This window comes from Halobacteriovorax sp. RT-2-3 (genome assembly GCF_047085075.1).
Lineage (GTDB): Bacteria > Bdellovibrionota > Bacteriovoracia > Bacteriovoracales > Bacteriovoracaceae > Halobacteriovorax_A.
Genome location: NZ_JBKIYF010000003.1, coordinates 359,460 through 385,757, shown reverse-complemented (window position 1 = coordinate 385,757; position 26,298 = coordinate 359,460). Strand labels below are relative to the sequence as shown.

The following is a 26,298-nucleotide window of genomic DNA, read 5'->3' as shown; positions in this document are numbered from 1 at the left end:
CCAGAAATTATATATAACTAAGAAGGCGGCCTAGTGCCGCCTTTTTAATTAAGAGGACTATCCAATGACAAAAATTATTCTCTCAGATTTCGACGGAACACTTACTCATCACACAGAAATGAGTAGTGAGCTTTTCGATATTTTAAAATTAGCAGATGAGAAGAAAGTCCCTTTTGTCATTGTTACAGGCCGCTCAATCTCTTGGGCACACTTTTTAATCACTCACTTTACTTCACTTCCAATTGTTATCTCTGAAGGTGGGGGAGCAATTAGCTGGCGTGATAAAGCAGGACTTATTCAAAATGAATTTCTTGTTCCTGAAAGTGAGTTAGCAAAACTTGAAGCCTTTTGTATAAAGCTTAAAGAAAAATATCCTAACCTTTATTTAACAAGTGACTCTCTAGGACGAGTTGCAGATCGTGCAATTGAGCTTTGTGATCTTGCAGATAAAAAATTTAAAAATGAAATCTGTCATCTTATGGATGAAGAGGGAATTAATTATTCAACTTCAAATGTTCACTTAAACTTTTGGTGTGGAAATCTTTCAAAAGCAAATGCGACGAAAGTACTTTTTAATAAGTTCTATCCAAATTTAAATATGGCCGAAGATGCCATCTATTTTGGAGATAGCCTTAACGACCAATCAATGTTTGATAAAGTGAAAACATCAATTGGTGTTTCAAATATTAAATCAGTTCTCGATAAGCTTGCAGTTAGACCTCACGTAATTCTTGAAGGAAGCGAGAATGCAGGGCCTAGCGGGGTTTTAAACTACCTGAAAAATAATCTCTAGCAGCATCTTTTACAGTCGATTCAATTTCTTCAACAGGAGTTGTAAATCTCTCACTAATAAGTGGAATGAAATCTTTTGGCAGTGAAGAAATATACATGCGATCTTCACCCTTGTAGTGAAGCTTGAGTCCTATGGCATGGAGACAGTGGCGATTGTGCTCCATTTGATCATATTCTTCTGGGCTCGCTAAATTGTCCTTAAATCTTTGAAACATTTCAAATGAGCCAAGGTAGAGCTTATCGCCAACTAGTGGAAGTCCTCTAAGCATAGCGTGAACTCTAATCTGGTGTTGGCGTCCCGTTTGAGGGAAGGCCAAGCCAATAACATAGTCGCCTTCCTTAAATAAAACCTTAAAGTCTGTGTAGGCGTGTTTACCTTCATGGGAATCAACAGGGTAAGAGTCGATATAGACACGCTTTAAACCTTCTTCACCAGCGCCAAGTCGCTCATCTGAATAGAACTCGATTTCGCCGTTGTAGTCTTCATTTGCCTTGGCGATAAAAAAGTAACACTTCTTTACGCGATCGTGGATAAACTCTTCTCCCATTAAGTTGGCTATCTGGGGCTCTTTTCCTAACATCATGACCCCTGATGTTTCACGATCAAGCCTGTGAATAGAGTGAATGGTTTTTTCATACTTCTCTTCAAACATAACAGTTGCACAGTAGAAGAGGTGGCGGCCAGTAGGGTGGCAGGCCATATAAGGAGGCTTATTCATAACAATAAGCTCTTTGTCTTCAAAGATAATCTCTGGTTTCTCGTCTAACTCAATTAATTCACCACGCCAGTACTCATCTTCTTGAGTTGTTCTTTCGATTCTAAAGAAGATTCTTTCTTTGTAGTGGAGAGTTGTTGAAGGACGATGTTTTCCAGGGCGGCCAATGATTTGAACATCGCCTGCCTTGATACGTTTTTTTACTTCTTGACGTGACCAAGTCTCAAGATAGATTTGCATATATTGATCAAGTCTCATACCATGCTGAGTTTCCTCAACATAGTAAGTGACTTCATATACTTGTGTTGTAAATTTCTTATTGAGAATGGCCATAATCTAATAAAGTACTAATATCTTTCTTTAATTAGATACTTTATTAGCGCAAATGATCCGTTCTGTGAATAACCATAAGTTGTATTAAGATTATCAATAATTTGTTGAATTTCTTTCTTAATATCTTCCTTTAAAGGAATGTGGCCTTGAACATCCTTGCCACTTTTTTCAGCTTCAAAGAAGACTAAGTTCTTAGAAATATTCTTAATGACCTTCTCTTGCTCTTGTCTAAAAGATTCTTTAAGACGATCAACAACCTCAGGGAAGATCTTTATATAATCAACTTTCTGTCCTGGGTTATCTAACGACCATGCCCCAAGTTTAGAGATTAAGTGTGAACGGAAAGTTGAAGGGTCTTCTTTTAAAGAAATATTGTTTTCAAATTCTTTAATTTGGTAAGCATCGCCTTCCTCATATTTTCCAGTCACTTCATTCTTTATCTTTTCACCCTTAATAAGTGCGTTGATATTTTGAATATACTTCTTTAGGTACTCTTCGTATGAACGATCATCGACAAGTCCAAGACATCCTCTTAGCTGACGATCAAATTGATCGAGACAGTCTTCATTTATAAGTTGGATGAACTTTTCTGGATTATGGTAGTCACCATGGGCAGACATGTTTAAGAAGTCATACTCAGACTTTTTGTTGATAATTCTTCTGAAATACTCAAGGACTTCAATGAAAGTAATATCTTTATTTAAGTCCGCAAGGCGATAAATCATATTCTTGATATCACGAGGAGATATACCAAACTTACCTTCATAGAGATTATCGAATTCAAACTCAGATTCAACTTTTCCAATATTGTGTTTTAGAAGCTGTGCTTCTTCAACATTAAGATGGGCCGGAAGCTGGCGGTCACTTGAGTAAAGCGCGCATTTCTCAAGTGGATTAAGAGTTGTCACAATTGCAGATAATTTTTTGTTATCTTCATAGTGTTTACTCATACAAGAGCGAATTCTCGTCATAACTGAGAATTTTGCAATGGCAGAAAGTGACCCCGGCTCAAATCGAGTACGATCCTTAATGCTATCAATTTGCTTCTTATAAATATCCATCTCACACTTATAGTCCAGTAGGTAAGGAACGCGAATAAATGTAAAACGTCCTTTAAATGAATTAAAATCTGGATGTTGTTTAAATGCTGTTAAATGAACTTCGTTAGATGTTCCAATAAAGAAAATATCAAGCTCAGTTAGAATACCACCAAGATTAATTGAACCAGATTCCATTGTCATAAGTAGATACTTAAAAGTATCAAGTGGTCTCTTTAAAAGATCTGAGTATTCTAGGATTCCACGATTTGCATGAATTGTTTCACCTGACATTTGAAATAGGTTCAGTGATTGTAGAGAAGGTGGCAGTGATGCAAGTCTTTGATCCATTGTAATCTGTTGCATCTTTGCATCAACATGTAATTGAGGCTCAATTGTAACGGCACTACGAGAATAGCGACGAGAAACTGTATAGCGCTCAACACGGATATGTTTTAATACTTCTTCGTGTTTACCCTTGTAGTTTTTTAAGAGTGCATCGTAGATCATACGATTTCTTTTCGAAAGATCACCGCGCACAAGGTACGATTTTTCAATTTCTTCTAATTTCTCTGGTTGGTCGTTAAAAGCTGAGTGAATAATATCTTTTCTTACTTCTTTTGGAATGAGAAGAAGTGGATGATCCTTAAGCTCCGAAGCGAGAATTGCTGAGATATCTTTATCTTCTAATAAAGCATAAGAATTTAAATTTACCGAAGAATGAGTTTGGTTAAGTCCAAGGTTACCCTTAATGACAGTATTGATTGGGAATATCCAGCTAAAAGTGTAAAGAGCGCCTTCATCAGTTTTAGAGTAATCTTCAGCACCTTTCATAAGGCGTTTTACAAGTGAGCTCTTAGATGAACCATTTGGCCCTACTAGTAAAATAAATTTATTATTGAAACCTTCTTCAGCAAAATTTCTTAACTGCTCAATTATTTTTTCTTCAATTTTATATTGACCAAAAACTGCAGGAGCATCTTGATCATCTTTTTGAAAAACATTGAGGTGTCCGTGATCATCGCGTCCAAAATAGTCCACCATGTCTTGAAGATAGGCCGAAGTTGGTCTTAATTCCCTATCTGGAAATTTTTTGAAGAGCTCGTAGTAGTCAAAAAATGACATTGTCTCATTTCCGTTAACTTCTAAATCATTTAAACTATCTAACCAATCCATAATCTTCCTTTGAAACCTTTTAACATAGGGGATTTCTAGTTATAATTTTACCATTGATTGGGTGTTACATATAAGTGAGAAATGTTTAAAAAAATAATCTTTACTTCCATTCTTATTCTGAGTGTTGGACTCGGGTATTGGCTTTTCACGAAGAAAAGCTCTGGCCCTAAGCTTTCAAATGAAGAAATTATCGAAATTGTTAAAACATTAAAGTTTGAATGGGAGAACGCACACCTCGATAAAGAGGGAATGTGTAAGAAGCTTAGCTATGTAGATGACCAGTATTACCAATGTTTTCCAGAGTATATGGCCTGTTTACTGGAAAAGAAGCTTGTCAATGTCCATATTAATAAGAAATTAGTACCAATTACGCTGAAGGGTAACTACAGCTACCATCAGATGCCTAGCTACCGCTACTATGATTATACAGTTAAGGCCGATGGCTTTGATGAAGAACTTAAACTTAGCTTTGTCGACAGTTGTCAGGAAGTCTATGTTCCTCAAAGATATTATCCGTTCTTGGCCAATAAAAGAGATGTAACTATTTCATGGGATAACTTCAATCGCAATATTTTTGTTGATAAATACCATGTGCAAAACTGGGAAGTTCTAAATTGGGCAAAGATCTCTAAAGATAAAGTTGCTCAAGAAGCGGCAAAGAAAATACAGGATAGAAATAAGTACTCTTATGCTTACGGGCTTTCAATTGATGAGATGGATGCTTATTGTTCTTTTCAAGGGAAATCAATTTTAAGTGCCCGTGTCTTTGATGCTATATCAATTCATCCAGAAGATCTAAATGATACGACAACAAAGTACTTAAGAGCGCCTTTTTACCCATGGGAAAGAAAGAACACCAAAACTCTAATTAATAAAATTCAGCGCATGAAAGAATTTCATATTGACGAAATAACTAAAGAAGAAAGAATTAAACTTTGTAAAAAAGATTATTCTAGTGAGTGTCTGGATCAGAATTATATCCAAAAAAATAGTCACAATGTTTCATGGGCCGGTGTTTATGAAATTTTTGGCGGCCCACTTGAATACTTAAGAAATATTATTCATCCAAGTGAAAATATAAAATTGGCTTCATTTTATTTTAGTTGGCATCAAAAAGCTCATCAGACTGGAATGCGTGGATATTGGGATGGAGAGGGATTTGGCATTAATAATATTGCTTTTGATCCTTTTGTTTCTAACGAGATAGGATCAGATTATAAAATCGCTTTTCGTTGTATGAGGACACTATAATGAAGTTTATAATGGGTTTATTACTTCTATTAAATTTCATTTCTTGCAACCAAAAGAATTTCATTTTGGAAGAAGAGTTGGCCTTTACTAATAACTTTCAAATTAATGAACTCTATCAGGGAAGTAAAGGGGTTTATGAACCGAAGAATACATGGCTTCTTCTATTTACCTTTAATGACTATTGCTACTTTTATAAAACACCATTTAATAAATCTCTAGGAGAGTACCGAGTGACTAAGAGATCCTCGGGGAAATGTAGCTTTAATGATGATGCAATTCTTTCTAAAGAAGGAATTAGTGATTTTAAGATGAATCTTCATGTACAGGATAAGATAAAGCTTAATCTTATAATTGATGGAGAGAGTGTAAACTATCCTCTTCTAAATCATACTGTTTCTAAAAAGTTTTCTCCGTTTAACAATCAACTTAAGAAATCATATTTTGATAATGTATTTGTAAATGGTGGTTTGGATTATTTAAAATCTAAAACTTTAAAAAGTGGAACTCTTTGTCACGGTGTGAATATCGAGTGTAAGGATGTGGTGAAGTATAAGTGTGATCTTTGTGAGGAAGGCAGTTACGAAGTCGTCGACTTTAATTGTGCACAAGGTGGCAGTAAATTTTGTGGAAAGGATAAGTGTGGAACAAAGAATCAACCAGCTTGCCCTCGTGGTTATAAGGTTTTAGATACGAAGTTTCCTTCTCTTTGTTTTAATGGATCTCCGGCAGGTTTTTGCTTTCCTGGACTTAGTACATTCTGTAATGATGAGGGGATTCTTATTTGCTTATAAGATCTCTTTACCAAAAACTGTAGCAGGTTTTAGCTTAATACGAGATTTTCTTACTTTCTTGATACTATCAATATCTTCTGGGTCAATATAGCAGCTATCTACGGCTTGATAAAAATGAGAACATACCCTAATTTGTTCAGCCTTCACTTCTTTTGTCTTTTTGTTAAAGCTTACAAGAGTGATAAATTCACCATGACCTATATTTGAAATAATTGGATAGCCCGATACCTGCATATATGGTTCAAAACTATTTCCAGTGAAAATTAAGTCAAAGGTATCTGGGGGTAAGCGTTTAAGAATAGTCTCTGTTGCTTGCTTATCAAGTGAACAATTCTTAAATTTATAATCGATCTTATCGCTACACTCTGTATGTGAGTGAAGAAGTGCAATATTAAGGTCAGTTTTACCCTTTAGTGCCTTTTTGATTTCAATTACACGAGCAACAACATCATCAAAAAGGATCCCTTCTAGGCCATCTTCTTTTTTTAACTTTGGCTTATATGGCGTCAATCCAATAATTCCAACCTTAATTCCACCAACTTCTTTAACGACATACTCTTGATTACCATATTGATTAAATGCTGAATTTGTATCTAGTGAAATAAGATTAGAATTTACAAATGGAAGCTCACGAGGAAGAAGGTTATTTTTAAAATTAATTAATTCATGATCAGATAAGAGAATCGCATCATAATTGAAATTGGCCAATTGATTTAGGATCAACTCGCCAGCAAGGTCATACTCTTTTTCTAAAATCTGTCCACCATCAATCAGAACAAGATTACTAAGCTTTTCTTTTAATGCAGAAATGAACTTATAAAGTAGTGCATCTCCACCAAATTCAATTTTAGAAGAAACAATAAGTTCGTCACTGTGTGATTCAACTTTTGAATTTAAACTAGAAGTGTAAGCGAAGTAGATTGTGTCTGAGTCTTTTTTTGAGAGAAAGCTTTTGTCGGCTTTCATATAACTATACTTTCGAGAGTTATCACTACATGAAGTGATAACTCCGATAAGTATCAATATAGGTATTAGTAATTTGTTTTTTTTCAAGTTCTAGTAGCTTCTAATTTTAGATAGTTTTTCATATGCAATTGTAAGTGCATTTTCAATTCTATCATAGAGGGCCGGATCGTTACATAGCCCTAAAGAAATTCTCACTACGCCGCGACCAATATCGTCAGCTACTCCCATGGCCTTAAGAACTTTAGATGTCTGAGGATTATTGTCAGAACATGCTGATGAAGTTGTTACATAAATACCTTCCGACTCAAGTTCCATTTGAACTGCTTGTCCGTGGATACCTGGATATGAAAGATATGTTGTTGAAGAAAGTCTTGGAGCTTCTTCACCAATGATAACAACTTGTGGAAACTTAGCTTTAATATTCTTTTCAAATTCTTCACGTTTGCTATTAATAGCTTCGTGTTTTTGTAGGTTATTCATTGAATATGTAAGCGCTACTGCTAGCGTTTCGTTACCTAAGTAGTTTTGTGTTCCACCACGTAGGCCTTTTTCTTGACCACCACCAATGATAAGAGGCTTTAAAGTTGTAGGATCTTTAGCTACGAGAATACCAGAGCCTGTCATTCCGCCAATTTTGTGTCCAGCGATCACTGCATAATCAATACCTGACTCTTCAAAGTTAAAACAAGTTTTACCTACAAATTGAGTTGTATCACAAAGGTAAGGTACGCCTTGTTCTTGGCAGATTTTTGCAATGTCGTTATATGGCTGGATAACACCAGTTTCATTATTAGCGGCCATTACTGCAACAAGAGCAGTATTGTCATCGATATGATTAATGAGGTCTTCAATATCTGCGATACCATTTGGTTTCGTTTGAAGTGTGTATACTTCACAGCCAAAGTTATCTGCATAGAATTGAGCATTATTGCTTACCGCGGAATGCTCAATACCTGAGATGATGATTTTCTTTTTTGGGTTATTTAACAAAACAGATTGGAAAACAGTTGAGATACCTTCAGTTGAGCCTGAGTTAAAAACTAGTTGGCTCATATGCGCACCTAAAAGCTTTGCGCATACTGAACGAGCATTCTCCATTGCAACTTTTACGCGAGCGCCGACGTGGTGAGTAGCATTTGGGTTAGCAAATGGCCCCTTGTTAAGTCGGTTGATAATATACTCCTTAACTTCATTACAAATTGGAGCACTACCATTGTAATCCGCGTAAATTTCTTGCATGTTGTCCCTCTTCCTTAATCTTGTGTATTAAACCTATTACTTACTCAGCTCAAGCATCTTATTAAGTGCTTTTAATGAGTACTCTTTTGTTTTTTCATCTACTTTAATTATATTTATAGGTTTATTTTCCTTAATTGCTCTAAAGCTGGCAAGTAGCCAACGAGGTCTTACTCGATACATTGTTGTACACAAACACTGGTAAGGTGACAGGGAAGTGATTTCTTTATCTGGAAAATCATTTGCTAGTCTGTTAACCAAGTTGATTTCTGTTCCAACGGCAAATTTAGAACCAGCTGGTGCATCTTTAATCTTATTAATGATGTAAGCAGTTGATCCATTGTCATGAGCTGCTTGTACAACATCAAAGTTACACTCAGGGTGTACGATAACAGTTGTATCAGGCTTATCTTTTTTAATTTGTTCAACTTGAGCTGCAGTAAAGCCTTGGTGAACAGAGCAGAATCCGTACCAAAGAATTACTTTTGCATTATCGATTTGTTCTGCTGTTAATCCACCATTAAGCATATTTGGGTTGTAAACAACCATATCTTCTAGTGGAATGCCTAGATCAAAACAAGTATTGCGTCCTAAGTGTTGGTCAGGGAAGAATAGTAGTTTTTGTCCCTGAGTAAAGGACCACTTGATAATATTGTGTGCATTTGATGAAGTACAAATTGTTCCATCGTTCTCGCCAACAAATGACTTAAGAGTTGCTGCACAGTTGATATAAGTAATTGGGATGATCTTATCATTAGTTGATCTTTGCATGAATGCCCATGCTTTATCGATCTCTTCACGATTTGCCATATCGGCCATCGAGCATCCAGCTTGCATATCGGGAAGGATTACGTGTTGATCTTCATTCGTTAGCATATCTGCTGTTTCTGCCATGAAGTGAACACCACAGAAAATAATATAAGGCTTATCTAAAACGGCTGCATCTTGTGCTAGCTTAAGTGAGTCACCTTTATAGTCTGCAAATTCAATAACGTCGTCTTGCTGATAGTGATGTCCAAGAACCACAACTTGATCTTTAAGTTCTTCTTTGATCTTTCTTAACTCAACTAGTACTTCTTCATCAGATAACTCTTCTTGAGAAATTATCGGACGGTGAACTTCTTCTTTACCGAATAGATCTAACATTTTTCTTCCTTCTCGATTTTAAGATTAATTATTTGATTGGGTAACCGCTTTCGTCCCAAGCAAGAATTCCACCTTCAAGGTTGTAAAGGTCTTCAAATCCTTCTTCTAGTAGAAATTGACAAGCAGTTAAGCTTCTCTTTCCACTGCGGCATTGAACAACGATCTTCTTTGATTTGTCAGTTAGGTGATTACCAAATTGATTTGCAAAATCAGAAAGAGGAATAAAGATAGCACCATCAATATGGCCAGCATCCCACTCATCTTGTTCGCGACAATCAACTAAAACTAGGTCTGTATTCTTGTCCATTAAATCTTTTAATTCACCAACTTCCATAAAGTTAATCATTGTGTCATCTCCTTATATAATTGACGTTTTGGAAGATAGAACATTTGAAACGAGCTGTCATCTGAACATCCTTAAAATTGGTTCCAGTTCGTGTTGCGCTAAGTTAAAAAAAATGTTTTATCAGGTATTTGACGTTGCGTGATAGTTTTCTTAACATTTTATATAGATAGTCTTTTATTACGGTCAAAGGGATGACCGAGGGAGCTTACATGGAAGTTATTACGGTTGCAAATAACAAGGGTGGTGTTGGGAAAACAATGCAGTGCTACCAATTAGCGACACACTTAGCTAATAAAGGGAACAAAGTACTTGTTATTGACCTAGATTCACAGGCCAATCTAAGTTCAACTTTTAATTTACAAATTCACAGAACTCTTATCCCTGAGTGGTTAATTGGTGACGTTACTATTGAAGACGTTATGGTTCCATCAGAAGGTAAGGGGAAATTTCATAAGAATATCACAGTTATTCCATCAAGCCGTCATATGGCCAATCTTTCTAAACTTCTCATCCTTTCAGAAGGTGAGATTAGAAAAGAAGCAGGTCGTAAGGAAAGGTTGATGAGACTTAGACTTGAGCAAGTTCCTGAAGGAATGTTTGATTACGTTGTAATCGATACTCCTCCAATGCTTGGAGATGAGCTTATTATGGCACTAGTTGCTTCAAATAGAATTCTTATCCCAACTCAGGCACAGGACTACTCAATTGATGGTCTAGAAGAGTTAATGGATACTTTCGAAATTATTAAAGAAACTGAAAATCCATCACTTGAATTTTCAATTATTCCATCAATGGTTAATACTAGAAGAAAGATTGAAAGGCAGAGACTTGAAGAACTTGCTCAATCTTTCAATATTACGCCACCAATTAGAAATCTTGTTCAAATGCAAGAATCAATTTCGTTAAGAAGACCTATCTGTAAGATGGGGAAAAAGTCTCGTGGTCACGGTGATTACACGGCACTTTGGGAATCATTAAATCTATAATCTATAATTTTTGAGACACACGGATGTGTTTCGCTTTTAAAGGGGCCATGTGTGTGTGACTGGCCCTCTTTAAAGGAAAACAGTCTCAACATAGGGAAGAGGAATTTATGGCAAAAGACTTTGCTCCAAGAGTTTCTAAAAGACAAAGAAAGACAATCGATCTAACTGAAGGTCTAGATAGTAAAGTAGTTGAAAGACTATCGGGTGATCGCCTTCTTCAAGGTGCTAAGCTTGATGAAGTTTATTTAAAAGAAATCGTAGTTAAAGAACAGGTTAGAACGAAGTTTAATGATAGCTCTCTTAAAGAGCTTTCTGAAAACATTAAGCAAAACGGTCTAATTCAACCACTTGTTCTTCATAAAGATAAATTAGGCAGACTAGTTCTAATTTGTGGTGAAAGACGCTACCGTGCCATGACACTTATTAAGAAAGAAAAGTGTCCTTGTTTTATTCTTGATAAGAAGACAGAACAAGAGCTTATGGCAATTCAGTTCTCTGAAAACTCTTCAAGAGAAGCGCTTCACTATATTGATAAAGCAGATGGTATTCTTAATTACCAAAAAGCGACAAAAGCTAGTGAAAGAAAGATCCAAGCTGCACTTGGTATCTCAAAGTCTGAAGTTCACCGCTCACTAATGATTGCTAAAATGGGCAAGAAAATTAAGGAAGCAGCAAAAGCATTTAATATTGAGAAGTATGTTCTTCTTGAACTTGATGCTCTTGAAAAAGGTGTTCTTAAAACTAAACTTACAAAGATGCTTTATAAAGGTGAGTTGACTAAAAGAGCTGAGCTTAAGAAAGCCATTAAAGATGGTGGTGTTCTAAAAGCTGGTAAAGTTAAGAAAACTCCAACAGTTCCAAAGGGACTTACTGCTAATGCATTCATCAAGACGCTTAAATCTCAAGCTAAATCAAAGAAGCTTGATAAAGACACGCAAGCGCTTCTAAATCAACTTCTTAAAGAAACACAAAATATCGTAGATATGTAATCGCTGCTTTTAGGTGAGCTAGTTTAACTAGTTCACCTTTGGCATCGTCCTTGCAAATTATATTAGTAATTAAACATATTACTTATGTAATTTGAGGGGCTTACGATGCTAAACAAGGCAAACAAGAGAGAGAAATTTTATACACACTGTTCAAGGTTTATACAGCTAACTCTGGTAGTGTTTACTATTCAGACAGTTGCTTCTGACCTGACTTTGTTTAAAAACTTCAACCCTAGAGTGAAGATTCAAGATCGTACTCCGCAAAGCTTCTATGCAGATGTTGACTACACGCCAAAGCCTGAAGAGTATAAAACATTTCTTGATTACGTCTTTGTTTACGATAAGGCCGGCGTCCTTCAGCGTATGTCTAATCACTACCATCAGCTACAAGAACGCGATGAATACGTAAAAAATTGGGATCTTTCTACGACGACGATCTATCGACTTTCGACTCTTGATGAGAGAAAGCGCTACTTTAATAAGCAATTTCTAAGATATATTGATAAGAGAATTTCGGGCTCTGTTAAATCTGCTAAGAAAGGCTCAACTCTTGAAGCCGTTGGAAATATGAAAGATACTCTTTCACCTAGTTCTGAAGCTGAGCTTCTACCAAATTTTAAAGTGAAGTTTAGAGCGAAGGTTCTAAAAGGTCTTGCAACAATTAAGTTTATCAATCCTTATATCGATGCAAACACACACCTTTCTTTATCTGATGGCGTGACAATGCAGCTACAAAAGAAATTTAATGATAACCGTACTATTGCCTCTGTTGATTACAATCCGGCAGGGACGACTGTTGAATTCTATGTTGAACAGGCCATCACAAATAACTTGAGAGCAAGAGCGTCTTCAATTGATATGGTAGGGGGAAGTAATGCTGACCATGTGCTGCGCATTAATTATCATGCACCATTCAATTTCTAATTAACCGAATTCGCCAAAAAAAGTCAGCTTTTGCCCTAAGCAAAAGCTAGCGCTTCCGTTACAATAGGAGTAAATTAGTCCTTATTTTACGTATAACGGAGTTAAAAAAATGAGCAATCTTCTAGATAATCCACTATACCAGGATGCCATTGCGCAATTAGAAGAATCTGCAGCAATTATGGGACTTGATCCAAACGTTGCCGACAGACTTAAACACCCAAAAAGAGCACTTCAAGTAGCAGTTCCTATTCGTCTTGACGATGGTACTGTTAAAACTTTTCAAGGATTCAGAGTTCAGCACAATATGACTCTTGGGCCTGGAAAAGGTGGAGTACGTTTTCACCCAGGCGTAGATTTAGCTGAAACAGCTGGTCTTGCTATGCTTATGACTTTTAAATGTGCCCTTGTTGGTCTGCCTCTAGGTGGAGCAAAAGGTGGTATTTGTGTTGATCCAACAAAACTTTCTCGTCAAGAGCTTCAGTCTCTAACTAGAAGATACACTACTGAGATCAACATGATTATCGGTCCAACGATTGATATTCCAGCACCAGATATTGGTACTGACGGTCAAACAATGGCGTGGATGCTTGATACATATTCTCAATTAAAAGGTTACACTGTTCCAGGTGTAGTAACAGGAAAGCCAATTACTGTTGGTGGTTCACTAGGTCGTAGTGAAGCTACAGGTAAAGGTGTTGCATTCTGTGTTAACTTTGCTGCAAAGAAACTTGGAATGACAATTGATACAAATACAACAGTTGCAATTCACGGTTTTGGTAAGGTAGCTGTTCCTGCTGCTGAAGACCTTCAAGCACAAGGTGCAAAGATCGTTGCTGTATCTGATGTTTCAGGTGCTATTTATGATCCAAATGGCCTTGATATTGAAAAAGCTGTTGCTTGGGCAAAAGGTGGACGCCTTCTTGCTGATATGGATGGAGTAGAGAAAATTTCTAACGAAGAACTTTTCGCTCTTGAAGTTGATATCTTAATCCCTGCAGCAATCGATGGTGTTATCACTGAAAAGAATGCTCACAATGTTAAAGCTAAGATCATTGCAGAAGGTGCAAACGGTCCACTTAATAAAGCTGCGATTGATATCGTAACTAAGAATGGTTCATTCCTAGTTCCAGATATTCTTTGTAACGCTGGTGGTGTTATCGTTTCTTACTTTGAGTGGGTACAAGGTCTTCAGAACTTCTTCTGGGATCTTTCTGAGATCAACAAAAAACTTCACGACATCCTAAAAGATGCTTTCGAGAATGTTTATGAAGCTCACCAGAAATATGATATTGATATGAAAAAGGCTGCTTTCGTTGCCGCTCTAAGAAGATTAGAGAGAGCAATGAGACTTAGAGGTCTTTTCCCAGGTTAAGATTTATATTACAATCATAGGCGCGTCCTTAATGGGCGCGCTTTTTTTTTATTATGAAATATATTGCAACACTTCTTTTTACATTCTGCATTTTCGCTAGTGTTACTAGTGAACTTGTTACTGGCGCTGATCGCAAGATTTTCAGCTACGCAAAGGTGTGTGAATTTTTTGGTGTAAAAGATGCAATGTTAATGAGTAAGTCTTCGACAACGAAGATCGATTGCATGGGAAAAGAGTTTGAGATTGCAAAATTTTGTGAATCTAAGTTTTCAAAAAAACTAAATTACACAAAAGCTCGCTTTGACCTTGTTGATGGAAAGGTCTCTTGTCATTTCTCTGATACTGTTATTCTTGAACTTACATGTAAAGATAAGTACGAAAAATTTTGTAAGGACGCAAAAGGCTCTTGTCAAAGTTTAAAGGGAGACTTCGCTCACTCTCTCGAAGTTTCATCTGCGATGATTCTAGAAATTTATCCTCCTCATTTAAAATGTTTTTATCAGTCAAAAGCTAAGATCCCTAATTCTAGTAATTTATAATTAAAAAAAAATTCATGACTCTTGCACTCCTAGTAATAGGAGGGATTATGCACAAGCAAATGCTAGGTCTTCTACCTCTTGGGGGGAAGGGACATTTAACAGAAATTTATGGTTATGCTTCAAAGGGAGTTCCGGGACTTGAAATTGTTGGTCTTGGTACAAAAGGAAAGTCGATAAAAGAGAAGTTTATTTTTCTCTCAAAGAAGTACAACTTGAAAATCTCACCAAAGCGCTATGTTCTGTGCATTGATGACAATATGGTTTTAGGCTCTTTAAGTTCCAAAGAAGAACTTTATCGCTGGCTTGAGTTACCACTTTTGATTCTCTATTGGTCAATGGCCGGGGTTCTTCCCATTCAAAACTTAAATGATTGTCTTTGCGCAGGAAGAATCTCAACACGAGGAAAGATTGAGCCCTTTCGATTTGATGAAACATCCCATGCTTTTTTAGAGAGATTGGATGCTATGAACTTGAAAGTGATTGCAAGCTACACCCAAGATCTTCGAGGACTTACGTACTTTATTCCCCTTGATGAGATTATTAAGTTCCCCGATGCATCGTAAGTCTATGTAATTACTATTAGAGTGGGAAAGTAATTCTTTTTCTTGTGCGTAAGTTATGCGTAAGTTATACTAACTTTCATGGAAAAGAAAATTAGAGCAAAACTACCGATTGCAAATTGTGGACTCTTTGGAATCAGCGAGGATCACATACAGAATTATCAATCTCTAGATGATCGTTTTGTACAGAATCGTTCTGCGACATTTTTCTTTGAAGCACAAGGTGACTCGATGGAACCATTGATTATGCCCGGTGATGTCCTGGTTATCGATCGATCTTTAGAAGTAAAGAGCGGTCGAGTTGCCGTGGTTTATCTGGACGGAGAGTTCTTGTGCAAGAGATTCATTAGACAAGATGGAAAGTCCATTTTGCGCTCACACAATCCCCTGCATCGAGACATTATCATTTCAGAAGAAATGGACTTCTTGGTGTGGGGGCCAATTGTGGCCGTGGCCCGTGACATGAAAGAGTTATGAGGTTTTACGATGGAGAAAGTGTATGCGCTGGTGGATTGTAATTCCTTCTTCTGTTCTTGTGAAAGACTATTTCGACCTGAGTTAAGAAATAAACCTGTTGGTGTCTTATCAAATAATGATGGGTGCTTTGTCTCTCGAACTCCAGAGCTTAAGGCTCTGGGAGTAAAAATGGGGGACCCGTACTTTAAAGTAAGGAGGCTTTGTGAGTCACACGATGTTCATGTTTTTTCTTCTAATTTTTCTTTGTATACAAATATCAGTGATCGGGTAATGCATGTTCTTGCTACCTTCGCTCCATCAATAGAGATCTATTCCGTTGATGAAGCCTTTATTGATTTAACTGGTGTAAGCGGAGATTTAAATGAGTACTGTCAGCATATTCGAAAAACTGTGCTGCAATGGACGGGGATTCCCGTAAGTATTGGTATTGCTCCAACAAAGACTCTCGCAAAAGTGGCCAATCATATTGGGAAGAAGTCACAAAAGGCGCAAGGAGTCGTCTGTATTCTAGAAGAGAGGTTACAAGATATTGCACTTCAGAGAACTCCTATTGAAGACGTGTGGGGAATTGGAAGGAAGAATAGCGTAAAGTTAAAAAGCATTGGAATTAAAACGGCGTATGATTTTAAGAAGTTCAAAAATACTCATGTCATACAAAGGCTTTTAACTAAGCTAGGTCGCATGACTCAAGATGAGTTACGAGGAATTACCTGTTTTGAGTTAGAAGAAGCTCAGCCTAAAAAGAAAGAAATTCTATGTTCACGAAGCTTTAGTACAAGTGTTGTGGATCTAAAAAGCTTGCGAGAATCAGTGGCCAATTATGTAACAAATGCCAGTGAGAAAATGAGAAATCAGCAGAGCTTGTGTTCAACTATTGAAGTTTTTTGTTTAAGTGATCCACATAAGATCGATCAAACGCCATATTATGGTAAAGACAAAGTTAAGCTTCTTGGTCCAACAAGTGATACCAGAAAAATTATCAAGTATGCATGGGCGGCCCTTGATGATCTCTTTCGCATGGGGGTTTGTTTTAAAAAGGCCGGAGTAAAGCTTGGAGACTTTTCAGATTCAGAGATTATCCAACAAAGCCTATTTGAAGAATTAGATGATCCACGAAGTGTGAAGCTAATGGAAATCATTGATAAAATTAATCGACGAGAGGGAAGTGGCATGGTTAGGTCAATGGCCTGTGGGGTCGATAATCAGGCATGGAAAATGCGAAGGGAGAAAGTTTCTTTGCGCTATGTCACAGGTTGGAGCGAATTGCCAAAATGTTCGTAGTGTCAGCGATGACATATATTGCCATTAGTTGATGACGTGACTATAATGACGAAATGAGCATATTTAAAGACAAGATTAATATATTTGAAGCAGTAATATTAACATCAATCGCCCATATGGTATTCTTTGGAATGTATTTTGCGAAAGCAAATCCTCAATGGTTTAGCGATGTTTACACAGTTGAAGATGGATTCTTAGAAATACAACAGGCCATCTATCTACTACTCGTTTCATTTGTCTGTCTGTGGCGCTACTTTAAGTTAAAAGGTACAAAGCCAAAATTATTCTCATTTGCGCTTCTTGGTTTTGCAGCACTTTTCTTTTTTGGATTTGGAGAAGAGATTGCGTGGGGCCAAAGAATTTTCAACGTGACTGCGCCTGAGTTTTTTCAGCAATACAATACACAAAATGATATTACACTCCACAACTTAAAATTCGGTGATTTCAAAGTTAATAAAATTATCTTTGGTCTTATTGTCGGAATTATTGTTGGTGTTTATGTATTAATTCTTCCATTTCTCTATAGAGCAATTGGTTTTATTCAGTATCTTGTTGATGACTTTGCAGTTCCTGTTCCAAAGTTAATGCACTCTCTTTTTTATCTTTTAATGTTTATTCTAGTAAGCTTAATTGATCATGGTAAAAAAGGAGAAGTTGTAGAACTTGTTGGGTGTGCAATGTTCTTCGTTATTTTCTTATTTCCTTATAACGACAAGACTTTCCAGAGGTCATAAATGAAAGACTTCGATGAGTTAAATGCCATAAGCGAATTAACTTGTATCGAAGACCCACTCATTCGTTGTCGTGAAATTACACGTATTAATCATGAAGGTGAGAGCTATCCAATTCATAGTTTTGAAATTGGTAGCTCAGATCCAAGCGCTCCGGTTCTAGGTTTATTTGGTGGTATTCACGGACTAGAAAAAGTAGGGACACAAGTCGTTGTTACTTATCTTTCTTCATTATTTAAACAACTATCTTGGGATGAAGAGTTAAGACGAAGCCTAGAGAAGTTTAGAATCGTATCGATTCCTCTTATCAATCCATGGGGCATGTATCATCATCGCCGCTCTAATCCAAACAATATTGATCTTATGAGAAACTCACCATCGCGAACTCATGAGAAAACAAAATTTCTACTATCAGGACATAAGTTATCAGATAAGCTTCCATGGTATCAGGGAAATAGTGATCAAATGGAGCATGAACTTCAAACTCTAGTAGACTATGTGAAAGAACATATATTTGAATCTCAGCGTGCTATCTCTGTTGACTTCCATTCTGGCTTTGGCCTAAGAGATCGACTTTGGTATCCTTATGCCAGAACGCTTACACCTTTTAAGCATATAACAGAAATGGAAAACCTAGAGCACTTATTAAATGAAACCCATCCTCATCATATTTATCGAATAGAGCCGACATCTGAAAGTTATACAATCCAAGGTGATGCCTGGGATTATCTATATGATGAGTATTTAGAAAAAAATCCAGAGGGAGTCTATCTACCTTTAACTCTTGAGATGGGAAGTTGGATTTGGGTTAAAAAGAATCCATTACAAATATTTAGAAGAGGAGGATTATTTAATCCTCTTAAGTCTCATCGATATGATCGAACGATGAGAAGACATATTATGCTAATTAAATTTCTCTTTCGAGCTGTTGGAAGTTCTAAAGCATGGGTGAAAAGGTAAGTTATGAATTGGTTGCTTCTTAGGGGTTTAGCAAGAGATAGTCGACATTGGTATGAATTCCCTGACTATGTAAAAAAAATGAAAGGCACAAATAATGTCTTTGCAATTGATTACTTGGGTGTTGGTAGCAAGAATGAAGAGAAGTCTCCATTAAAGATATCTGATTATGTTGAAGATATGAGAAGTGATTGGCTAAAACTTAAAGAAGAAAATGATGGCCCGTGGAGTGTTATCGGAATTTCAATGGGGGGAATGATGGCCCTTGATTGGTGTGAGCGACATAGCGATGACTTTGAACATGCTGTTCTTCTTAACACTTCAACGAGTGACTCAGGGAAAATTTATCATCGTATGTCTCTTGAAGCAGTAACGACCTTTTCAAAACTGGCCTTTAATAACAATCACCGCGAACGAGAAGAAAAGGCCTTATCTTTAACTGTTAAGATGAAAGAGTTGTCTGATGATTTACTTGATGCATATGCTGTATATTTTGAGGAAAGACCTCTTAATCGCGCTAACTTTGTAAGGCAGTTAATTGCGGCATCACACTACCGTTTACCTAAGAAATTGAAAACGGATGTCTTGTTGCTTGCAGGCAAGCAAGATAAGCTTGCAAATTATAAATGCAGTGTTGAAATTTCTAAAAGGCTTGGTGCCGCGCTTGAACTACATGAACAAGCGGGACACGATTTACCTCTAGACGATCCTGAATGGATCATTAAAAAGATTGAAGAGCATTACTTAGATAGTAAATAAACATCTTCTTTTAATGGCCCATAAGAGCGTGCATTAAGGGCCGCTTTTATATGTGGCCATTTAACTCTTCTCTTCCATTTTTGCCATTTTGCTAAAATTCTTAAATTCTTACGATACTCTAAAGGAGTTTTTGATTCTGCAGTAATAACCACAGTGTTTTCTTTCTCTAGAAATGAAGAGATATTTGCGTAGCTAATTGGCTCAACATTCATCTCAAGAGTTTGCTCGTAAAAGTAAGAACGACGATCAACTAGTGCTACATTTTTATCTTTGAAAAGACCTTGAGCGGCTTGTGGAACAGGTAAGATGTAAAATTGAGATGCAATAACTGACCATAAGAAAATTAAATATAGTCCCATCGTGTTGAAAGCAATGAGCATCTTTCTTTTAAGAATGAAAATATTTGTCACAATAATTAGAGCAACAAATAGTAAATTGGCAACGATCGTTACTCCATCAGAAAAATAAAGGAGTAGGCATCCAATGGCCAAAAATAGGCTATTTATTGGCAAGAAGATAAAAAGGATACCTTTTGCCTTTTCTCGAATAGTTTCAATATCAATTTGCAAGAGCATGAAAACCATTAGGAATGGAATTGATGGTATTGCATAGTGGTGTGATCTCTGAGATGGAATTAACCATGTGATAAAGAAACATAAAAAATGTGCAAAGAAAAAATATGTTTCATTATTTAAGTTCTTAAAGTTTTCTCTTACTTTCTTCCAAGCAAATGGAAGAATTAATAACCATGGAAGAGAATAGAGAATGAGTCCTTGGAATACCTTAATCATTGGCATTGGCTTTTGATCAAATTTTCCTACATTTTCTCTTACGAAGAAGTAATTGAAAAACTCTTCACCATAGTTTAGATAACTAATGAAGTACCAAAGACAACTCAAAATAGTAATCGATAGAAAATAGAAAAAGCACTCTTTAATAATAAAGCGCTTTTCTTTCTTGAATAAGAAAGCTTGATAAAGAGACATTGCAAGAAAGCTCATAACAATTGAAACAGGGCCTTTGATTAGAGCTCCTGCCGCTCCAAAAAGAATCGCCCAAATAAAATACTTTTTAGCCTTTGTCTTTAAGTAGTCAAAAAGAAAGAGTGAGCTAATAAATGGAAGAAGAGATAGAGATGTTTCCATCATAAATGTTCGACCAAATTTAATAGCACCATACCCTCCTAAAAAGAAGGCCAGAGATAATAGTGGTTCAATATTAAATCTTCTTTTTAACCAAACTGCAGTCAAGATACCGAGAGCGATTGTAAGAAATGCCATCGACGCTCGTGCACCTGTTAAAGAAGATTCTCCCATTAGTACATAAATAGGAAACGGCAGCCAGAAATGAACTGGTGGTTTTGACCAGTGTCTCTCCCCGCGGTAGTGGGGTGTCATAATATTATTTGTGTCATACATATCTTGTGATATTTGCACATATAACGATTCTGTCCCTTGTCTTGGGGCACTAATATTTCCAATGTCCCAAAAGTAGAAAATTGAAAATAGGAATGTAAAAATAATAAATAAATTCTTATCTGAAACTTTTGTCATATTTATAAACTTCGTTTTATTTTGATAAGGTTTTAACCATATCTACGTATTTCTCTTCAACTTCAAATTTTTTGCCAAGACACTTCTCTAAGTTTTCGACAACAATTTGACCATTTTGTTCTGCTGTAACAATTGCAGTTTTTCCTTCAAGAAGTGATTTAACAGCAAGATGTCCCATTTGGGTTGCAATAAAGCGATCACGACCAGTAGGGTTTCCTCCGCGTTGAATATGTCCTAGGATACAAACACGTGAATCAATCTTGTGATCTTCAAGAAGTTTGTTGTGAACGTAGTGAGACAGACCTTCAGTTTCCCCTTCAGCAGCAATGATGATTGAAGAACCTTTTCCACGCTGAAGTCCACGTTTAATATCTGTCGCAATTGTGTCAACATCAACATTACTTTCATCTTGAATAGGGAAGATAATATTTTCTGCTCCAGTACAAAGTCCTACGTGAAGAGCGATAGCAGGAGACTTTCGCCCCATTACTTCAACAATGAATGTACGATCGTGTGAGTGTGCAGTGTCACGAATTTTATCCACGGCCTCAATAGCAGTTTGAACGGCAGTATCAAAACCGATTGAATAATCAGTTCCTTCAATATCATTATCAATTGTTCCAGGAATTCCAACTACTGGAACACCGTGTTCCTTGTGAAGCTCCCAAGCACCATTAAATGAACCATTACCACCAATAACAATTAAGGCATCAATATTCTTTCTCTTAAGAATATGTGCCGCTTCTCTTCTTATCTCTGGTTGCATAAATTCAGGACAACGAGAAGTTTGAAGAATTGTTCCACCTTTTTGAAGAATGTTACCAACACTTGCGGCATCCATTTTGTGTTGCGATCCTTCGAGTAGACCTGCAAAACCACGACGAATTCCATAAATCTCAATATCATTTGCAATACAAGTACGAACGACTGCTCTAATCGCACAGTTCATTCCTGGGCTATCGCCACCGCTACAAAGAACAGCAATTGTTTTAATCGACTTTACATCTTTTTCAACTTCACTCATAAAATTTCCTATTCAAAAATATGATGGCCAGTAAAACTTGCTGGACGATCAATCCCCATAATATAAAGACAAGTAGGTGAGACATCCATTAGCGAATGATCCCCCGGTGCTATAGTAAAAGCTTTATCCTTTAATGCGCTATTGATAACACAAAACGGTACCGGTGCTCCTGTATGAGCTGTATGTGGTGTTCCATCCTTATGTACCATTTGGTCACTATTGCCATGATCGGCAGTGATAATAATAGTTATATTTTCATCAAGACATTTTTTTACTAGTTTTCCTACGCACTCATCAAGTGTTTCAATAGCATGAACTGCAGCTTCATATTTACCCGTGTGTCCAACCATATCTGAGTTTGCAAAGTTTACGACACTAAAATCAAAGTCACTTATTTTAGAAATTAAATTCTCTGTTACTTCTGGCGCACTCATTTGTGGCTTTTCATCATAAGTTGAAACTTCTTTTGGCGAAGGAATTAGAAAATGTTCTTCATTTGGAAAAGGCTTCTTTTCTCCACCATTAAAAAAGAATGTTACGTGTGCATACTTTTCAGTCTCAGCAATCTTTAATTGCTTCTTTCCAATACTACTTAAGTACTCAGTCATTGTTCCTTGAAGCTTCTCTTTATCAAATAAAATTGGAAGTTCCATTTCATCCGGAATAAATGGCGTCATACATAGAAACATTGCTGGAAAGAATGGCCTTTCAAACTCAGTAAACTCTGGATAGTTAAATGCCATTGTTAACTGAATTGCGCGATCGGGTCTAAAATTTGTAAAGAAGACGCAGTCTCCTTCTTTAATAGCGTAGTCTTTATTAAAGAGTGTCGGCGATACGAACTCATCAGTGCGACCAGCTTCATACTCACTATTGAGATATTCAATAGGTGATAAGTCAGTCACATCACCATGACCTAGGAACATATCATATGCTAATTTGATTTTTTCCCAACGGCGATCACGATCCATTCCAATTGAGCGGCCTTGCATTGAAGCAAAGTGTGATCCTTCAAAATCAACGATCTCTTTTAAATACATTTCACCACATGCTGGCGGTGTATCTCTACCATCCATGAAAGCATGTAAGAAAACTTCAATACCTTCTTTCTTAAGACATTTGATGATTTCTTTTGTGTGTTCAATATGTGAGTGAATTCCACCGTCCGAAAGAAGTCCCATGAGGTGAATGCGATTATTATTTTTCTTTGCTACTTCAATGAGTTCCTTTAGTTTAGGAAGTTCACCAAAAGTATGATTTTTAATTGCTTCATTAATACGAACTAAATCCTGGCGAATGGCACGTCCCGCACCTAAGTTCATATGGCCAACTTCCGAATTTCCAACAACACCTTTTGGAAGACCTACTAAAACACCGCCTGCTTGGATCGTTGTAAATGGATAACTTTTAAACAATTCATCTAAAACTGGAGTTTTTGCATCTCGAATCGCATTCTTTTCAGTATTTTCACTAATCCCAAAGCCATCTAGGATGACAAGAAGGGCCTTTTGGCTAATATTTTTAATCGACATAAATTGATTCCCGTTAAAAGCTTATTCAATCCTTATTCTAATACTACCCAAAGATTAGACAAAATACTCTATCGTGTTCATTTTTTAAACACTAGGTCTTTGTAAAGGACTGTAATCTCATCTTAAAACTTGGCACACAACTTGTATATATATAGGCAAATAGTTTAAACACACGCAAACACAGAGAATTTTGGAGAATACTATGAAACTTAACCTTAAGAACACATTACTTTCAGTTATTGTTCTAGCTTCGCTTGTCGGGTGTGGATCTGACGGTGGGTCTGGAAGTTCTAATTACAATAATACTATTAATGGTGGGAATACTAATGGTATCGCAGGTAGTTTAGTTACTGCTCAGCAGCTAGCTAATGCTATTTCAAATAATAACTTTGGCCAAAGTTCTCCTGCTGGTCTTTATCCCTTTAGAAAGGCAAATTCAAATAATTCGTCATATGAGTGTAAAGATAAGTGGTATGGGACTATCTGTACGTCATCAACTTCAACAAGTGGTTATGATAACGATGATATTGGCTTTAGAGAGTTAGACTCGAACGGAAATATTAACCGAAATGTAAATTACTACGGTACTCAATATACATATTCAGAGGATGCACACTTTGGTTCTTCGCTAAACTCACTTGCTAGTAACTTAGCGTCATATGTAATGAATGCAAATAATAACGGTGGACTTTATAAAGTAGACAATTACGGTCGATATTATAAATATTCAGATAATATGAATTGTAATCAATATTATTCTCTTGGTTATACTTCATATTCAGAATGCCAAACTGTTAAGAGTGCTAATACTCGCCGTTGGATTGTCGCTGTAAATGGTGTACTTCATGCAATTGATATGAATCAATCACTGATTCAACAACCAATTTCAAGACAGGCCAATAACGTAGGAATAACTGCATACTAATACCAAATAAATAAAATCATACTAAAAGGCACGGTTATAAGACCGTGCTTTTTTGTTTTTATTAAATTTAACCTAATTTACTCCGGCTAAATTGTGTCTACACGTGCATGAAATCTGAACATCATTTATAATAGAACTGTTTTAGTATTAAAAAAGGACTATTATATGGCAAAGTATCGTACAGATTTAATGGATGTGAATTTCAATCTATTTAAAGCGTGCAAAATTCAAGACGAAGCAAGCGAGCTTGGATATGGTGAAGCTGAATTAAAAGATATCCTAACTCAATTCGATAAATTCGTTGAAAATGAAATTTATCCAACTCGTCAAATTAGTGATGAGATTGGCGTAAAGCACGTTGATGGAAAAGTTATTGTTCCAGAAGTTTTTCACCAAGCAAATAAAGCCTTCTATGAGAATGGTTGGTATGCACTTGGTTATCCTGAAGAGGTTGGTGGAATGCCAGCTCCTCACGCAATGAAAGTTGCATGTACTTCAATGGCAATTGGTTCAAATGTTGCGTGGTCAATGTACTACGGACTGTCTCAAGGTGCCATGAATGTAATTCTTAAGGTTGGTTCTCAAGAACAGAAAGATCTATTTGTGACAAAGATGATGACAGGAGAGTGGGGAGGCACAATGTGTCTTACTGAGCCTGGTGCTGGATCTGATGTTGGGAACGCAAAGACGACGGCAAAACCTCTTGATAACGGGAAATACGCAATCAATGGTGTGAAGATTTTTATCTCTTCTGGAGAAAGTGATCTTTACGAAAATAACATCCACCTTGTTCTAGCAAGAACTCCTGGTGCTCCAGAAGGTACGAAGGGACTTTCCCTTTTTATTGTTCCACGCTTTAACGTTGAAACTGGTGAGTCAAATAATGTTAAGTGCACAAAGCTAGAACATAAAATGGGGATTCACGCACAGGCAACATGCGAATTAACATTTGGCCAAGATGGTGAGTGTGTTGGAGAACTGATTGGGAAAGAGTTTGATGGAATGACAAATATGTTCATCATGATGAATGAGGCAAGGCTTCTTTGTGGCCTTCAAGGTGAAGCCCAATCAAATCTTTGCTTTGAGCTTACTGAGCAATATGCAAGAGAGCGCTCTCAATTTGGTACCGAAATTATCAATATGCCAGATGTTAAGAGAATGCTTCTTAAAATGAGATCTACGGGACGTGGACTGAGAGCTCTTTCTCTTTATACAGCAAACCTTTTTGATAAAGCTGAAAAAGGTGATGATGAAGCTGAAAAAGAAATCGCATTATTTACTCCGATCTGTAAGGGATTTTGTACAGATGAGGGTGTAAATATCGCAAGTGAAGGTGTTCAAGTTCACGGCGGTTACGGATACTGTACTGAGTATGGAATTGAGCAATTTATGCGTGATACAAAGATTGCAACAATTTATGAAGGTACAAATGGTATCCAGGCGATCGACTTTGTTATGAGAAAAATTCTTATGGATAAAGGCGAAACATTCTTTAATGTAGGTAAGAAGATTCAAGCGACAATGAATAGAGAAGAGGCCAAGGCGTACCCTCATGAAGTTTCAATGATTGGGAAATCAATGGAGATGAGTGAAGAAGTTGTGAAGAAATTCGGATCGTTTATGGCGGCAAAGAATCAAAGCGCAGTTCTAGCTCACGCAACTGATTTTTTAAGTTATTGTGGAAACCTTGTCGTTTCATGGCTTCTTCTTGAGCATGCTTGTATTGCTCAAAATGAATTAAAGACGGCAACAGGTGAAGAAGAGAAGAAATATTATCAGTCTAAAATCGATGATTTTAAAGTTTTTTGTCAGTACCAATTAACGAGAAATATTGGACTCGCACATAGTGTTTTAAACTTCGAGGAAGATTTAACTTCGATTAATGTTTAATTAAAGATT

At 36.6% G+C, this 26,298-nt stretch carries 25 protein-coding genes; 16 read left to right on the top strand and 9 right to left on the bottom strand.

What is annotated here, in order from left to right:
- Positions 1-64 precede the first annotated feature (64 nt).
- Positions 65-793, top strand: a complete 729-nt coding sequence (locus ACMAYX_RS12300; protein ID WP_412472004.1) for an HAD family hydrolase — start codon at positions 65-67, stop codon at positions 791-793.
- Here ACMAYX_RS12300 and ACMAYX_RS12295 read toward each other — a convergent pair.
- Both ACMAYX_RS12295 and ACMAYX_RS12290 read right to left on the bottom strand, forming a co-directional pair.
- Positions 756-1,841, bottom strand: a complete 1,086-nt coding sequence (locus ACMAYX_RS12295) for an RluA family pseudouridine synthase (RefSeq protein WP_103218819.1) — start codon at positions 1,839-1,841, stop codon at positions 756-758. The genes ACMAYX_RS12300 and ACMAYX_RS12295 overlap by 38 nt on opposite strands.
- A 14-nt stretch (positions 1,842-1,855) precedes the next feature.
- Positions 1,856-4,054, bottom strand: coding sequence for a hypothetical protein (locus tag ACMAYX_RS12290; protein ID WP_103218820.1), 2,199 nt, complete (start codon positions 4,052-4,054; stop codon positions 1,856-1,858).
- A gap of 81 nt (positions 4,055-4,135) precedes the next feature.
- Here ACMAYX_RS12290 and ACMAYX_RS12285 point away from each other — a divergent pair, with 81 nt between their 5' ends.
- Positions 4,136-5,305 (top strand): hypothetical protein, encoded by a 1,170-nt coding sequence (locus tag ACMAYX_RS12285; protein WP_392990673.1) that lies wholly within the window; start codon positions 4,136-4,138, stop codon positions 5,303-5,305.
- Entirely contained in the window at positions 5,305-6,096 is a 792-nt protein-coding gene (locus tag ACMAYX_RS12280) for a hypothetical protein (RefSeq protein WP_412472003.1), read from the top strand. The genes ACMAYX_RS12285 and ACMAYX_RS12280 overlap by 1 nt, the downstream gene beginning before the upstream one ends.
- On the opposite strand, the gene ACMAYX_RS12275 is transcribed toward ACMAYX_RS12280, so the two are convergent.
- From ACMAYX_RS12275 to ACMAYX_RS12260, 4 genes are all read right to left on the bottom strand, one after another.
- Complete coding sequence (locus ACMAYX_RS12275) at positions 6,091-7,062, bottom strand: hypothetical protein (RefSeq protein ID WP_412463033.1); 972 nt, start codon at positions 7,060-7,062, stop codon at positions 6,091-6,093. The genes ACMAYX_RS12280 and ACMAYX_RS12275 overlap by 6 nt on opposite strands.
- 90 nt (positions 7,063-7,152) lie before the next feature.
- Positions 7,153-8,301: a cysteine desulfurase family protein gene (locus ACMAYX_RS12270; RefSeq protein WP_103218824.1), complete on the bottom strand. Its 1,149-nt coding sequence runs from the start codon at positions 8,299-8,301 to the stop codon at positions 7,153-7,155.
- Between the two features lie 36 nt (positions 8,302-8,337).
- Complete coding sequence (nadA, locus tag ACMAYX_RS12265; protein WP_103218825.1) at positions 8,338-9,444, bottom strand: quinolinate synthase NadA; 1,107 nt, start codon at positions 9,442-9,444, stop codon at positions 8,338-8,340.
- Between the two features lie 28 nt (positions 9,445-9,472).
- Complete coding sequence (locus tag ACMAYX_RS12260; protein ID WP_103218826.1) at positions 9,473-9,790, bottom strand: rhodanese-like domain-containing protein; 318 nt, start codon at positions 9,788-9,790, stop codon at positions 9,473-9,475.
- A gap of 209 nt (positions 9,791-9,999) precedes the next feature.
- Here ACMAYX_RS12260 and ACMAYX_RS12255 point away from each other — a divergent pair, with 209 nt between their 5' ends.
- From ACMAYX_RS12255 to ACMAYX_RS12205, 11 genes are all read left to right on the top strand, one after another.
- Entirely contained in the window at positions 10,000-10,776 is a 777-nt protein-coding gene (locus ACMAYX_RS12255; protein WP_158246927.1) for a ParA family protein, read from the top strand.
- A 107-nt stretch (positions 10,777-10,883) separates the two neighbouring features.
- Positions 10,884-11,765, top strand: a complete 882-nt coding sequence (locus tag ACMAYX_RS12250; protein WP_103218828.1) for a ParB/RepB/Spo0J family partition protein — start codon at positions 10,884-10,886, stop codon at positions 11,763-11,765.
- A 105-nt stretch (positions 11,766-11,870) separates the two neighbouring features.
- A complete protein-coding gene (locus ACMAYX_RS12245; protein ID WP_103218829.1) occupies positions 11,871-12,689 on the top strand; it encodes a hypothetical protein in 819 nt (272 codons plus the stop codon).
- A 109-nt stretch (positions 12,690-12,798) separates the two neighbouring features.
- On the top strand, positions 12,799-14,061 hold the full coding sequence (locus ACMAYX_RS12240) for a Glu/Leu/Phe/Val family dehydrogenase (RefSeq protein ID WP_103218830.1): 1,263 nt from the start codon (positions 12,799-12,801) through the stop codon (positions 14,059-14,061).
- Between the two features lie 53 nt (positions 14,062-14,114).
- Positions 14,115-14,600 carry a hypothetical protein gene (locus ACMAYX_RS12235; RefSeq protein ID WP_103218831.1) on the top strand — a complete coding sequence of 162 codons (486 nt, stop codon included), beginning with the start codon at positions 14,115-14,117 and terminating at the stop codon, positions 14,598-14,600.
- 47 nt (positions 14,601-14,647) lie between these two features.
- Positions 14,648-15,163 (top strand): hypothetical protein, encoded by a 516-nt coding sequence (locus tag ACMAYX_RS12230; RefSeq protein ID WP_103218832.1) that lies wholly within the window; start codon positions 14,648-14,650, stop codon positions 15,161-15,163.
- A 78-nt stretch (positions 15,164-15,241) separates the two neighbouring features.
- Positions 15,242-15,637 carry a LexA family protein gene (locus ACMAYX_RS12225; protein WP_103218833.1) on the top strand — a complete coding sequence of 132 codons (396 nt, stop codon included), beginning with the start codon at positions 15,242-15,244 and terminating at the stop codon, positions 15,635-15,637.
- A gap of 9 nt (positions 15,638-15,646) precedes the next feature.
- Positions 15,647-16,918, top strand: a complete 1,272-nt coding sequence (locus ACMAYX_RS12220) for a Y-family DNA polymerase (protein ID WP_392990683.1) — start codon at positions 15,647-15,649, stop codon at positions 16,916-16,918.
- Between the two features lie 53 nt (positions 16,919-16,971).
- Positions 16,972-17,652 carry a hypothetical protein gene (locus ACMAYX_RS12215; protein ID WP_103218835.1) on the top strand — a complete coding sequence of 227 codons (681 nt, stop codon included), beginning with the start codon at positions 16,972-16,974 and terminating at the stop codon, positions 17,650-17,652.
- Positions 17,653-18,609 (top strand): DUF2817 domain-containing protein, encoded by a 957-nt coding sequence (locus ACMAYX_RS12210; protein WP_392990685.1) that lies wholly within the window; start codon positions 17,653-17,655, stop codon positions 18,607-18,609.
- A gap of 3 nt (positions 18,610-18,612) precedes the next feature.
- Positions 18,613-19,365, top strand: coding sequence for an alpha/beta fold hydrolase (locus ACMAYX_RS12205; RefSeq protein ID WP_412472002.1), 753 nt, complete (start codon positions 18,613-18,615; stop codon positions 19,363-19,365).
- Here the strand turns inward: ACMAYX_RS12205 and ACMAYX_RS12200 are convergent.
- The 3 genes from ACMAYX_RS12200 to gpmI are packed head-to-tail and all read right to left on the bottom strand — an operon-like array spanning position 19,347 to position 23,474.
- Positions 19,347-20,918 carry an ArnT family glycosyltransferase gene (locus ACMAYX_RS12200; protein ID WP_412472001.1) on the bottom strand — a complete coding sequence of 524 codons (1,572 nt, stop codon included), beginning with the start codon at positions 20,916-20,918 and terminating at the stop codon, positions 19,347-19,349. The two genes, ACMAYX_RS12205 and ACMAYX_RS12200, sit on opposite strands and share 19 nt — an antisense overlap.
- A gap of 16 nt (positions 20,919-20,934) precedes the next feature.
- Entirely contained in the window at positions 20,935-21,942 is a 1,008-nt protein-coding gene (gene pfkA, locus ACMAYX_RS12195) for a 6-phosphofructokinase (RefSeq protein WP_199177567.1), read from the bottom strand.
- Between the two features lie 8 nt (positions 21,943-21,950).
- The gene (gene gpmI, locus ACMAYX_RS12190; protein WP_412472000.1) at positions 21,951-23,474 is read right to left on the bottom strand and encodes a 2,3-bisphosphoglycerate-independent phosphoglycerate mutase; all 1,524 of its coding nucleotides are present in this window, start codon (positions 23,472-23,474) and stop codon (positions 21,951-21,953) included.
- Positions 23,475-23,676: 202 nt separating this feature from the next.
- Between gpmI and ACMAYX_RS12185 the strand changes: the two genes are divergently transcribed.
- Together ACMAYX_RS12185 and ACMAYX_RS12180 are read left to right on the top strand one after the other, a co-directional pair.
- Positions 23,677-24,399: a hypothetical protein gene (locus ACMAYX_RS12185; RefSeq protein WP_412471999.1), complete on the top strand. Its 723-nt coding sequence runs from the start codon at positions 23,677-23,679 to the stop codon at positions 24,397-24,399.
- Positions 24,400-24,564: 165 nt separating this feature from the next.
- Positions 24,565-26,289, top strand: a complete 1,725-nt coding sequence (locus tag ACMAYX_RS12180; RefSeq protein WP_412470938.1) for an acyl-CoA dehydrogenase — start codon at positions 24,565-24,567, stop codon at positions 26,287-26,289.
- Positions 26,290-26,298: the final 9 nt, after the last annotated feature.